Here is a 12,248-nt window from a genome sequence, read left to right on the forward strand (position 1 = left end):
CTTCCGTGACCGGCTGGATTTGACATGACCGCATGGGAGAGCCGGGATGTGCGAAGGCTGAATCCCGGGTGTGACGAAAAGGATCGGTGCTGAGTGTGTCAGCCGTCCGAGAGCTGGTCGGTGATCTTCTCCGAGGCGGCCCTCGCCTCTTCCTGCGGGTCGCCGCCCTGGAGAACGGCCGTCATGTACGGCTTGATCGGGTTGACGGCCTCGACATTCGCCCACTGCGGCGAGTTGGGCGTCGCACGCCCCTTCGTGGCGCCCTGGGCCATCGCCGCGGTGCCCTCCTGTCCCACGATGACACGCGCGAGACCGGGCTTGTTGGGCACGTAGCTCATGGTCCTGGCGAGTTCCTCCTGCCACTTCCGGCCCGCCAGCGCCTTGATCACATCTATCCCCGCCGTGCGCTGACTCGCCTTCTCCGGAACGATCAGATCGGACCCACCGGTGAAAACGGAACCGGGAGCCTTCGCGGTCTTGCCCGGGATCGGGAAGTAGCCCAGCTTTCCCTTGAGTTCGGGGTTCAGCTGCTCGATCTGCGCGGCGGCGCCGGGCACCGAGATGATCTGCGCGACATCGCCCTTGGCGAAGACCTTGGCCTGCGGGGGCCTTTCCTCGTCCGCGTCCTTGGGGCCGTCACCGAGCGCCTGGAGTTCCTTGTAGAAGCTCATGCCCCTGATTGCGCCGGGGCTGTCCAGGGCGCCTTCCCAGTCGCCGCCCCTCTCCTCGGCCAGTTCGCCGCCCTCGTCCCAGATGAATCCGGCGAGGACATACCAGTTCTGGCCCGCGAGATAGATGCCCTGATTGCCGTTCCGGTTCAGCTGTTCGCTGTCCGCGATCCACTCGTCCCGAGTCTTCGGCGGGGTCTTGATACCGGCCTGCTCGAAGAGGTCCTTGTTGTAGATCACCACTCGATTGGCCGCGTACCAGGGGATGCCGTACTGGACGCCGCCGATGCTGCCCGGGTCGGCGAGACCGGGCAGCCAGTCCTCGCTGCCGAGGTCGCGCACGGACTCCAGGGTGAGGTCGCGCAGCCCGCCGCTCTCCGCGTACTGGGGGACCTGGGTGTTTCCGACCTCGATGACGTCCGGGGTGTCCTTGCCCTTGAGCGCGCCGGTGACCTTCGGGCCGATGCCGCTCCAGCTCTGGATCTTGAACTCGAGTTCGATGGAGGGGTGTTCGTCCTCGTACGCCTTCGTGAAGCGCTTCAGGAAATCGGCGGAGACGCTGTCCTTCATCAGCCAGATCGTGACCTTTTTGCTGCTGGAAGCCTCCGAGCCCGGGACAAAGCCGCATCCGCCCAGCGCAAAGGTGGAAACGAGCGCAACGGCTCCGACGAGTATGCGGTTCTTCACCAGGTTCACCCTCTGCGAAACGGCACGACGAAATTCAGAACCCGGTGTGGGGGACTGCGGGCGGCGCTCGCACGGGCGTGGCTGGATTTTGGTATGGACCATTGCTCTGGTCAAGTCCCGTTCATCACGCATTCTGCACACCGACCTCTCGCGCACCCGGGCCGGGTGGGGCACCGTGGTAGGGACGAGAGGAGACATAAGATGTCGAATCACACCTATCGGGTCACGGAAATCGTGGGAACCTCTCACGAAGGCGTCGACGACGCCATCCGCAGAGGCATCGCAAGAGCTTCGGAAACGTTGCACAATCTCGATTGGTTCGAGATCACGCAGGTTCGCGGAGAGATCACGGACGGCCGGATCGAGCACTATCAGGTGGGCCTGAAAGTGGGCTTCCGACTCGACGAGACGAGCTGATCCCGCGCGACCGGATCAGGGCCGCGTCCGGCCGGTTCCGCCACGCCGGAATCACGTACGGCCCTCACACTCCTGCGCGTCCTTGAGCGCGGGCGACACCTTCGCCCAGCGGGCCCGCACCACGGCGAAGCCGGCCTGCTCCGCCGCATCGCAGACGAGTTCGTCGTCATCGACCAGCATCCGCACCTCATGTTCCCGGCCCAGCCGCTTCAGGATCTCCAGCTTGGTGTGCCGGGCCGGCCTGCGGTCGTCGTTGCGACGCATGTACAACCGCCCCTCGGGCAGTCCCTGTTCCGCCAGCCAGGCCACGGTGTCCCGGCGGCAGCGCTCGGGCCGCCCGGTGAGATACCTGACCTCGCATTCCTCGGCGCTGCTCAGTACCAGCCGTACCCCTTCGGGAAGCGGCGGGTCGTCGACGGCCGCGGAGAAGAAGCTGTTCCAGTCGCGCCGTCGCCCCTCCAGATAGTGCTGCCGGTGGCCGGTGTGCGCGAGTGTGCCGTCCAAGTCGAATACGGCCAGGGGCCGGTGGTTGCTTCTCACACCCCCAGCAAATCAGACCAGCGCAACCACCAGGAGCACCAGGAGCACCAGCACGACCACACCACATTTCGGACAAGCAGTGCGGGGTTTGCGGCACTTCACACAGGTGGCCCGCCCGGCAGCGGGCTTCTCCCGCGCCAACTCGGCCGTGATGCGGTCCTTGCGGCGTTCACCCGTGCCGTCGCACCAGGTGCACGGCGCGACACCCTTGCAGGCCGGGCACATCGGGCCGGTGTCACAGCGCAGCTTTCCCTTGGCCCGGCACCGCGAGCACGGCTGCCGCCCCTCGTCACAGTCGCAGGGCACCGTTCCCACCGAGCCACGGAGCACGAACTCCACCGTCCGCGAAACCGCCGGGTCCTTCGGCGGCTCGACCGGATGGTCGCGCAGATCACCTTCGTACGTGGGCAGCCCCGACGTGTCGTAGGTGCCGGGCCTGGTCTCCGGCCGCGTGGTACGGGTCTCCACGCACCGGACGATTCACAGGTCGAGCATCGGGAGTTGAGCGATGTCGGCGCCGGTCCGCCGCAGCTGCGGCCCCTGTCCGGGCCCGCCGGTGTGCCGGGCGATCGCTTCGAGGATGTCGTCCTCGGACAGCGAGTCGGCCATGACGGCGCTTCCACCTCCCCGGTAGGCGCGCCCGTGCGCAGGACGCAACGTACGGGCGGGGCCGTCCGGCACTCAAAAGTGCGTCGCGAGGACCCCACGAGGACCGCCCCGAGACGTCCGTTACACAACGCCCGCGCCCGCACGCACGCACGCACGCACGCACGCACGCACGCACGCACGCACGCACGCACGCACGCGGATGTGTGATCATGCCTCTACGTTCCACGCAGATTGCAAAAGGTTGTACAGGATGCGCATGGAACCAAAAGCGCTTGTAAAGCTATATTCAGGTTTGTGGCATCCAACGTTAACCATGTGAAGCGAATACTCCTGCGTTCAGGGAAGAGCCCCTACGACGTCGTCCCTGTCGAGCGAGCTCTCCATGAGGACGTGTTCGCCACCAACTCAGGCAACCTGATCTTCAGCGACGCCGCTCACAAGATCCTGGAGACGCCACGTTCAAAGGTGGTGTCGAACGGCATCGCCACCAGGGTCGCCGACGCCGACCGGATCAACAGCGAGTACGACGTCTTCGTCATCCCGCTCGCCAACGCCTTCCGGCCGTCCTTCGAGCGCCAGCTGGAGCGCCTGACGCAGCTGATCTCGAAACTGAAGATCCCGGTCGTGGTCCCAGGTGTGGGTGCCCAGACCGGCGTCAACTACTCCGCGGACCGACTGAAGCCCATGCAGCCGACGGTCCACGCGTTCGTCTCGGCCGTGCTCGACCACAGCGCCTCCATCGGCGTGCGCGGGGAGTTCACCGAGCGGTATCTGCGGGACATGGGTTTCCGTGACGTGGACGTCATCGGCTGTCCCTCGATGTTCCTCAACGGCAGCAGGCTCGACATCCGGGAGACCGGCCGGGCACTCGGGCCCGAGTCGCGGATCGCCATCAACGGATCGCACGACGCCGTGCGGAAGCACAAGCTCGGGCAGATCATCAACCGCACCCACGCGCGCTACCCCCACCTCCGGTTCATCGGCCAGAACCTCTCCGACGCACGTCAGCTGCACTGGCGCGACCTGTCACATCAGAACGCCTCGCTGACCGACATCCCCACCCACCCCGACCACCCCATGTACGGGGAGGACAAGGTCCGGGTCTACATCGACCCGGTCACCTGGATGGACGACCTGCGGGGCTTCGACTTCTCCTTCGGTTCCCGGATCCACGGCAACATCGCGGCGCTGCTGGCCGGAACGCCGGCCACCGTGCTCTGCGGCGACTCCCGGACGCTGGAGCTGTGCCGCTACTTCGAGATCCCGCACCGGATGCTCACCGAGGTCCCCTTCGACCTCGACCCCGCCGACCTCCGCGCCGAGGCGGACTTCGGGCCGCTGTTGCGCGGTCACCGGGAGCGGTTCGACCGGTTCATGAACTTCCTCGACAAGAACGGCCTGGAGAACACCTTCACCCACGGCGACGGCGGTGCGGCCTTCGAGGCACGGATGAGCACGCTGGCCTTCCCTCCGGGCATCCGCCCCTGGGTCGGAGCCGACGCCTCCACGATGGGTGCGCGACTCAACTGGCTCCAGTCCCAGCTGACGGATCTCACCGCCCAGAACACCCAGCTCAAGCGGAAGCTCGCGAAGAGCACCGCGCTGCCCGTCCAGCGCTCCACGTACCAGCGGGCCCGCAGTGTCGTGGGAAGGCCCATAAAGCGCGCCCTGCGTCCGTCGCGCTAGGACCCGTCCACACCTGATCCGAGGCCGGTCCGGCAGGACCGGCCTCCGGTCGTCCCGGGCCGGGAAATGGTCCGACAACCCTGCGCCGACCGATCCCGTACCTACGGGCCTCGCCGCTCCTGAGCCACTCCTGACGCCTAGAATCGGAGTGTTTGTACCCAGGCCGCCGCCCTGCCCCGATCCGTACGGAGTCCCCGCGCACATGTCCACCCCCCACGATCCGTACGTCCGGGTGCGCGGCGCCCGTGAACACAATCTCCAGGACGTCTCGGTCGACATCCCGCGCGACACACTCACCGTGTTCACCGGCGTCTCGGGCTCCGGAAAGTCCTCCCTCGCGTTCGGGACGATCTACGCCGAGGCCCAGCGCCGCTACTTCGAGTCCGTCGCCCCGTACGCCCGCAGGCTGATCCATCAGGTCGGTGCGCCCGCGGTCGGCGAGGTCACCGGGCTGCCGCCCGCCGTCTCGCTGGAGCAGCGCCGCTCGGCGCCCGGTGCCCGATCGTCCGTCGGGACGGTCACCACGCTCTCGAACTCCCTGCGCATGCTGTTCTCGCGCGCCGGGGACTACCCGGCGGGTGCCGGACGGCTGGACTCCGACTCCTTCTCACCGAACACCGCCGCCGGGGCGTGTCCCGAATGCCACGGTCTCGGCCTTGTCCACCGCACCACCGAGGAACTGCTCGTCCCCGACCCCTCGCTGTCGATCCGGGACGGTGCGATCGCCGCCTGGCCGGGGGCGTGGCAGGGCAAGAACCTGCGCGATGTGCTGGACGCACTGGGCTACGACATCGACCGTCCGTGGCGCGAGCTCGACGCCGGGGACCGGGAGTGGATCCTGTTCACCGATGATCAGCCGGTGGTGACGGTCCATCCGGTGCGTGACGCGGGGCGCATCCAACGCCCTTACCAGGGTACGTACATGAGCGCCCGCCGCTATGTGATGCACACCTTCGCGGACTCCAAGAGCCGCACTCTGCGGGCGAAGGCCGAGCGCTTCCTGACCAGTGCCCCCTGCCCGGTCTGCGGCGGCAGCCGGCTGCGTCCGGAGGCGATGGCCGTCACCTTCGCCGGCCGTTCGATCGCCGAACTCGCCGGGCTTGCGCTCACCTCGCTCGCCGAGGTGCTGCGCGAGGCGGGCGGCGATGACACGGCGCGGGTGCTGACGGCAGATCTGCTCGCCCGGATCGAGACGGTCACCGAGCTCGGACTCGGCTATCTCAGCCTCGACCGTACGGCTCCGACACTGTCCTCCGGCGAGCTGCAACGGCTGCGGCTCGCCACCCAGTTGCGCTCCGGCCTGTTCGGTGTCGTCTATGTGCTGGACGAGCCGTCGGCCGGTCTGCACCCGGCGGACACCGAGTCGCTGCTGGGGGTGCTCGGCCGGCTGAAGGAGGCCGGGAACTCCGTCTTCGTCGTGGAGCACCAGATGGATGTGGTGCGCCGGGCGGACTGGCTGGTCGATGTGGGGCCGCTGGCCGGTGAGCACGGGGGCCGGGTGCTGCACAGCGGTCCCCCGGCCGGACTTGCGGAGGTGACGGAGTCGGCGACCCGGCGCTTCCTCTTCGACGACGGGCCCGCTCCGGTGCGGGAGGTGCGTACGCCGTCGGGGTGGCTGAAGCTGAACGGCGTCGACCGCCACAATGTGCGAGGGGTGGACGCGGAGTTTCCGCTCGGGGTGTTCACGGCCGTCACCGGTGTCTCGGGGTCGGGGAAGTCGACCCTGGTCGGTCAGGTGCTGGCCGGTGTCCTCGCCGACCGACAGGCCTCCGCCACCGCCGGCCTTCCCGCCGAGCGTCCCACACCCGGGTGCGCGTCGGCGGAGGGACTGGAGGCGGTGGACCGTCTGGTGCAGGTCGACCAGAGGCCCATCGGCCGTACCCCTCGGTCCAATCTGGCCACGTACACCGGGCTCTTCGATGTCGTACGGAAGCTGTTCAGCGAGACGGACACGGCGCGCGAGCGCGGCTACAAGGCCGGACGGTTCTCGTTCAACGTGGCGGGCGGGCGGTGCGAGACCTGCCAGGGCGAGGGGTTCATCTCCGTCGAACTGCTCTTCCTGCCCAGTACGTACGCACCCTGCCCCGACTGTCACGGTGCGCGGTACAACCCTCAGACCCTGGAGGTCACCCTGCGCGGTCTCGACATCGCGCAGGTGCTGGACCTGACGGTGGAGTCGGCGGCCGGCTTCTTCGCCGGTACGCCCGCGGCCGAGCGCAGTCTGCGGACACTGCTCGACGTCGGGCTCGGCTATCTGCGGCTCGGTCAGCCCGCCACGGAGCTGTCGGGCGGTGAGGCCCAGCGGATCAAGCTCGCCGCCGAGCTCCAGCGCACCCGCCGGGGCCACACCATGTATCTGCTCGACGAGCCGACGACCGGGCTGCACCCTGCCGATGTAGAGGTGCTGATGCGGCAGTTGCACGGTCTGGTCGACGCGGGCAACACGATTGTGGTCGTGGAGCACGACATGGCGGTGGTGGCGGGCGCCGACCGGGTGATCGATCTCGGTCCCGGCGGCGGCGACCGGGGCGGCCGGATCGTGGCGGCGGGACCACCCGCCGAGGTCGCGTGTGCGGAGGGCAGCCGTACGGCGGCGTACCTCAGGGCGTCCCTCCGTCTGGCCTGAGGATTCGATCGAGTTCAACTCGCCCGCTCCCACCGCGAGTTGCCGCATCAGGCAAGCAATGGGAAATGAAAAGGCAAAGAACGGGTTCGCTGAGCCCCTGGACCTGTGAGACCGGCGGCGCGGTCGTCTCCACTCCTGTGCACGGCGGTTCGCACGCGCTCGCCGCGGCGGCCGGCTCGTCCCTGACGGGCGAGTGCACGCAGCTCACCCTGTCCCCCAACACCAAGTACACACTGAGCGGTTGGGTGCAGGGCAACTACGGCTACCTCGGTGTGCGGGGCGACGCCTCAGCGAGCACCTGGGGTTCGTCGAGCGGCTATGCCAAGCAGTCGGTGGCGTTCACCACCGGCTCGACCGGCACGGTGACCGTCTAGCTGCACGGCTGGTACGGGCAGGGCACGGTCTACGGCGACGACATCTCGGTGACGTCGTGACCTGCCTGAGCATCTGAGACGTCCTGGCCCCTGAGGTGGGCGGCCTCCGGGGCCAGGAACTCGGCCGTGGTCTCAGCGGTGCACCCTCCGGGTCGCCCGCAGCCACTCCTTGTTCATGGCCGAGATCGACGGCAGCGGGATGCCCTTCGGGCAGGCCGTGGCGCACTCGCCGGTGAGTGTGCAGCCGCCGAAGCCCTCGCTGTCCATCTGCCCGACCATGTCGAGCACCCGGGTCTCGCGCTCGGGGGCGCCCTGCGGCAGGACATTGAGGTGGTTGATCTTCGCCGACGTGAAGAGCATCGCCGAGCCGTTGGGGCAGGCCGCGACGCAGGCGCCGCAGCCGATGCACTCGGCGTGTTCGAAGGCGAAGTCGGCGTCCGGCTTGGGCACCGGTGTGGCGTGCGCCTCGGGGGCGGTGCCGGTCGGGGCGGAGATGTAGCCGCCCGCCTGGATGATCCGGTCGAAGGCCGATCGGTCCACCACCAGGTCCTTGACGACCGGGAAGGCGGAGGCGCGCCACGGTTCGATGTCGATCGTGTCGCCGTCCTGGAAGGACCGCATGTGGAGCTGGCAGGTGGTGGTGCGCTCGGGGCCGTGGGCATCGCCGTTGATGACGAGGCTGCAGGCGCCGCAGATGCCTTCGCGGCAGTCGTGGTCGAAGGCGACGGGGTCGTCGCCGGCGAGGATGAGTTCCTCATTGAGAGTGTCGAGCATTTCCAGGAACGACATGTCCTGCGAGATGCCGTCCACCTCGTAGGTGGACATGGCGCCGGGGGCGTCGGCGTTCTTCTGGCGCCAGACGCGCAGAGTGAGCTTCATGCGTAGCTCCGCTGAGTGGGGTGGACATACTCGAAGACGAGGTCTTCCTTGTGCAGGACGGGTGCCTCGCCGGTGCCGGAGAACTCCCAGGCGGCGGCGTAGGAGAACTCCTCGTCCCGGCGGGCGGCTTCGCCGTCCGGGGTCTGTGACTCCTCGCGGAAGTGGCCTCCGCAGGACTCGGCACGGTGCAGGGCGTCGAGGCACATGAGCTCGGCGAGCTCCAGGTAGTCGACGATGCGGTTGGCCTTCTCCAGCGACTGGTTGAACTCTTCGCCGGTGCCGGGCACCTTGATGCGGCGCCAGAACTCGTCGCGGATCCGCGGGATCCGGTCGAGCGCCTTGCGTAGCCCCTCCTCGGTGCGGGCCATGCCGCAGTACTCCCACATGAGTTCACCGATCTCGCGGTGGAAGGAGTCGGGGGTGCGGTCGCCGTCGATGGAGAGCAGCAGGTTCAGCCGGTCCTCGGTGTCCGCGACGACCTCTTCGACGGCCGGGTGCGAGGCGTCGACCTCGTCGTGGTGCGGGTTGCGGGCCAGGTAGTCGTTGATGGTCGACGGCAGGACGAAGTAGCCGTCGGCGAGGCCCTGCATCAGCGCCGAGGCGCCGAGCCGGTTGGCCCCGTGGTCGGAGAAGTTGGCCTCGCCGATGGCGAAGAGGCCGGGGATGGTGGTCTGGAGGTCGTAGTCGACCCAGAGTCCGCCCATCGTGTAGTGCACGGCCGGGTAGATGCGCATCGGGGTCTCGTACGGGTTCTCCGCGGTGATCCGCGCGTACATGTCGAAGAGGTTGCCGTACTTCTCCTCGACCTCGGCCCTGCCCATCCGCTGGATGGCTTCGGCGAAGTCCAGGTAGACGCCCTGTCCGCCGGGGCCGACGCCGCGGCCCTCGTCGCAGACGTTCTTCGCGGCGCGCGAGGCGATGTCACGCGGCACGAGGTTGCCGAAGGCCGGGTAGATGCGCTCCAGGTAGTAGTCGCGCTCGTCCTCGGGGATCTCGTTCGCGGGGCGGTTGTCGCCCTTGGCCTTCGGCACCCAGATCCGGCCGTCGTTGCGCAGCGACTCGCTCATCAGCGTCAGCTTGGACTGGTGGTCGCCGGTGCGCGGGATGCAGGTGGGGTGGATCTGGGTGAAGCACGGGTTGGCGAAGTACGCGCCGCGGCGGTGGGCGCGCCAGATGGCGGTGGCGTTGGAGTTCATGGCGTTCGTCGACAGGTAGAAGACGTTGCCGTAGCCACCGCTGGCCAGCACGACCGCGTCGGCGAAATAGGTGTCGATCTTCCCGGTGACGAGGTCGCGGGCGACGATGCCACGGGCCTTGCCGTCGACGACGATCAGGTCGAGCATCTCGGTGCGGGCGTGCAGTTCGACGTTGCCGGCGGCGATCTGCCGGGACAGTGCCTGGTAGGCGCCGAGGAGGAGTTGCTGCCCGGTCTGGCCGCGGGCGTAGAAGGTGCGGGAGACCTGGACGCCGCCGAAGGAGCGGTTGTCGAGAAGGCCGCCGTACTCGCGGGCGAACGGGACGCCCTGGGCGACGCACTGGTCGATGATCTCCACGGAGATCTGGGCGAGCCGGTGGACATTGGACTCACGGGCCCGGAAGTCGCCGCCCTTGACCGTGTCGTAGAAGAGCCGGTGGATCGAGTCGCCGTCGTTGCGGTAGTTCTTCGCGGCGTTGATGCCGCCCTGGGCGGCGACGGAGTGGGCGCGGCGGGGCGAGTCCTGGAAGCAGAACTGGACAACGTGGTAGCCCTGTTCGGCCAACGTCGCCCCGGCCGAACCGCCGGCGAGACCGGTGCCGACGACGATGACGGTGTGCTTGCGGCGGTTGGCCGGGTTGACCAGCTTCGCCTGGAAACGGCGGGTGTCCCAGCGTTCGGCGACGGGGCCTTCGGGGGCCTTGGTGTCGACGACGGGCGCGCCCGTCTCGTAGTGCGAGTAATCGGTCATGTCAGCTCACGACTCCGGTCATGACGGCGACGGGTACGGAGATGAAGCCCACCGTCAGCACCAGTGCGAGGACGTTGGCGATGGTCTTGAGGGCACGGTCACGGGTCGCGTTACCCGCGCCGAGGGTCTGGGCGGCGCTCCAGAAGCCGTGCTGGACGTGGAGTCCGAGGGCGAGCATGGCGACGATGTAGATGGTGTTGCCGTACCAGGTGGAGAAGGTGTCGATGACGTTCTGGTACGGGTGCCCGGACTGGAATCCGCCGGAGTGCACGGTGCCCGTCGTCAGGTCGAGGATGTGCCAGACGATGAAAAGGGCGAGGATGATCCCGCCCCAGCGCATGGTCCGCGTGGCATAGCTCGCCCGGGGCTTCTTGTGGACGTACTTGCTGGGCCGTGCCTTGATGTCGCGGCGGCTCAGCTGGTACGCGGAGGTGGCGTGCAGCACCACGGCGGCGACGAGCACGACGCGGACGATCCACAGGGCCCACTCGTAGTGCAGGAAGGGCTCGCCCATGGTCCGCAGCCAGTGCGCGTAATGGTTGAACTCGCCGGACCCGAAGAAGATCTTCAGGTTGCCGATCATATGAACAACCAAGTAGAGCAGCATGATCAGGCCACTCACGGCCATGATCGTCTTCTTGCCGACGGACGAGTCCCAGAGCGTACGCGTCATGGACGGCCGTCGGTCCGTCCGCGTTGCCAATGCCATGGACACGACGCTAGGGCCGAAAGGCCCCATCAGTCCAAGACATGGAGCAGCTCATCTTCATAGGCATGGACTATCGTGGCCGCTATGCTGAGTGTATGCAATTCCAGCAGCTGACGTACTTCGTGGCCGTGGCCGAGACCCGTCACTTCACCCGTGCCGCTGAGGAGGTGCATGTTTCACAGCCCTCGCTCTCCCAGCAGATCAGAGCGCTGGAGAACGAGCTGGGGGCGGAGCTGTTCAGCCGGGCCCGCGGCAACATCACCCTGACCGATGCGGGCGAGGCCCTGCTGCCGCTCGCCCGGCGCATCCTCGCGGATGCCGACACCGCACGCCACGAGGTGCAGGAGCTGGCTCAGCTGCGCCGGGGCCGGGTCCGGCTCGGCGCCACGCCCAGCCTCTGCACGGGCCTGCTCCCCGACGTACTGCGCGCCTTCCACGACCGGCATCCGGGAATCCAACTGCTGCTGGAGGAGGGCGGCTCGCTCGACCTCGTACGGGAGCTGGCGCGCGGAGCCCTCGATCTGGCCCTGATCGTGCTGCCGCTGCCCGCGGCGTCCCCCGCGCTCACCACGGTCGAGCTGCTCCAGGAGGACCTGGTCGTGGTGTCATCGGCACAGGCGCCGCGCCCCGGCCGGGGCGGGAGCGTGAGGATCGCCGACCTGCAGGGGGAATCCCTGGTGATGTTCCGGCACGGCTACGACCTGCGCGAACTGACGGTCGCCGCCTGCCGGGCGGAGGGCTTCGAGCCGTCGTTCACGGTGGAGGGCGGGGAGATGGACGCAGTCCTCGGCTTCGTCCGGGCAGGACTCGGGATCGCTGTGGTGCCCAGCATGGTCGCCGTCCGGGCCGGCCACGACCTGCGGACCACACCGCTGGCCCGCCCGGGCCTGCGGCGCACGATCGCGCTCGCGCACCGCAGCGATGTGGCACCACCGCGCGCGGCGCGCGAGCTGCAGAAGGTGGTACTCGCCGCCGGACGGGCCTGAGCCGGCGCCGGGCCGCCGGTTACGCGGCCTCCGGCCGCGCTTCGTTCTCAATCGCCGGACGGGCTTGATTTTCGCGATTGAGGACGAGACGTCGACCGGACGGCCTCGGCGCCTTCACTCC

The 12,248-nt window shown here is 68.3% G+C and carries 12 protein-coding genes; 5 read left to right on the forward strand and 7 right to left on the reverse strand.

Features of this window, described 5'->3' with window-relative positions; all coding sequences use genetic code 11:
* Nucleotides 1-98: 98 nt before the first annotated feature.
* Nucleotides 99-1,355, reverse strand: a complete 1,257-nt coding sequence (locus tag NRF20_RS05210; protein WP_398634282.1) for an extracellular solute-binding protein — start codon at nucleotides 1,353-1,355, stop codon at nucleotides 99-101.
* A gap of 201 nt (nucleotides 1,356-1,556) precedes the next feature.
* Here NRF20_RS05210 and NRF20_RS05215 point away from each other — a divergent pair, with 201 nt between their 5' ends.
* Nucleotides 1,557-1,772, forward strand: a complete 216-nt coding sequence (locus NRF20_RS05215; RefSeq protein WP_266355349.1) for a dodecin — start codon at nucleotides 1,557-1,559, stop codon at nucleotides 1,770-1,772.
* Nucleotides 1,773-1,823: 51 nt separating this feature from the next.
* Here NRF20_RS05215 and NRF20_RS05220 read toward each other — a convergent pair whose 3' ends face one another.
* From NRF20_RS05220 to NRF20_RS05230, 3 genes are read right to left on the reverse strand one after another with little or no spacing between them, the layout of a single operon-like run.
* Nucleotides 1,824-2,312 (reverse strand): hypothetical protein, encoded by a 489-nt coding sequence (locus NRF20_RS05220; RefSeq protein ID WP_398634281.1) that lies wholly within the window; start codon nucleotides 2,310-2,312, stop codon nucleotides 1,824-1,826.
* 12 nt (nucleotides 2,313-2,324) lie between these two features.
* Nucleotides 2,325-2,780: a hypothetical protein gene (locus NRF20_RS05225; RefSeq protein ID WP_413752097.1), complete on the reverse strand. Its 456-nt coding sequence runs from the start codon at nucleotides 2,778-2,780 to the stop codon at nucleotides 2,325-2,327.
* 12 nt (nucleotides 2,781-2,792) lie between these two features.
* Complete coding sequence (locus NRF20_RS05230) at nucleotides 2,793-2,921, reverse strand: hypothetical protein (RefSeq protein ID WP_413752098.1); 129 nt, start codon at nucleotides 2,919-2,921, stop codon at nucleotides 2,793-2,795.
* Between the two features lie 315 nt (nucleotides 2,922-3,236).
* On the opposite strand from NRF20_RS05230, the gene NRF20_RS05235 reads away from it, so the two are divergent.
* From NRF20_RS05235 to NRF20_RS05245, 3 genes are all read left to right on the forward strand, one after another.
* Complete coding sequence (locus tag NRF20_RS05235) at nucleotides 3,237-4,607, forward strand: polysaccharide pyruvyl transferase family protein (protein ID WP_398634279.1); 1,371 nt, start codon at nucleotides 3,237-3,239, stop codon at nucleotides 4,605-4,607.
* Between the two features lie 202 nt (nucleotides 4,608-4,809).
* The gene (locus NRF20_RS05240; RefSeq protein ID WP_413752099.1) at nucleotides 4,810-7,233 is read left to right on the forward strand and encodes an ABC transporter; all 2,424 of its coding nucleotides are present in this window, start codon (nucleotides 4,810-4,812) and stop codon (nucleotides 7,231-7,233) included.
* 65 nt (nucleotides 7,234-7,298) lie between these two features.
* Nucleotides 7,299-7,607: a hypothetical protein gene (locus NRF20_RS05245; RefSeq protein WP_398634277.1), complete on the forward strand. Its 309-nt coding sequence runs from the start codon at nucleotides 7,299-7,301 to the stop codon at nucleotides 7,605-7,607.
* A 132-nt stretch (nucleotides 7,608-7,739) separates the two neighbouring features.
* Here NRF20_RS05245 and NRF20_RS05250 read toward each other — a convergent pair whose 3' ends face one another.
* From NRF20_RS05250 to NRF20_RS05260, 3 genes are read right to left on the reverse strand one after another with little or no spacing between them, the layout of a single operon-like run.
* Complete coding sequence (locus NRF20_RS05250; RefSeq protein ID WP_398633643.1) at nucleotides 7,740-8,486, reverse strand: succinate dehydrogenase/fumarate reductase iron-sulfur subunit; 747 nt, start codon at nucleotides 8,484-8,486, stop codon at nucleotides 7,740-7,742.
* Entirely contained in the window at nucleotides 8,483-10,432 is a 1,950-nt protein-coding gene (locus NRF20_RS05255; RefSeq protein WP_398633644.1) for a fumarate reductase/succinate dehydrogenase flavoprotein subunit, read from the reverse strand. The genes NRF20_RS05250 and NRF20_RS05255 overlap by 4 nt, the downstream gene beginning before the upstream one ends.
* A gap of 1 nt (nucleotide 10,433) precedes the next feature.
* A complete protein-coding gene (locus tag NRF20_RS05260; RefSeq protein ID WP_114248013.1) occupies nucleotides 10,434-11,141 on the reverse strand; it encodes a succinate dehydrogenase in 708 nt (235 codons plus the stop codon).
* 95 nt (nucleotides 11,142-11,236) lie between these two features.
* On the opposite strand from NRF20_RS05260, the gene NRF20_RS05265 reads away from it, so the two are divergent.
* A complete protein-coding gene (locus NRF20_RS05265; RefSeq protein WP_266355367.1) occupies nucleotides 11,237-12,127 on the forward strand; it encodes a LysR family transcriptional regulator in 891 nt (296 codons plus the stop codon).
* Nucleotides 12,128-12,248: the final 121 nt, after the last annotated feature.

The organism is Streptomyces sp. R-74717, assembly GCF_047305335.1.
GTDB lineage: Bacteria > Actinomycetota > Actinomycetes > Streptomycetales > Streptomycetaceae > Streptomyces > Streptomyces atratus.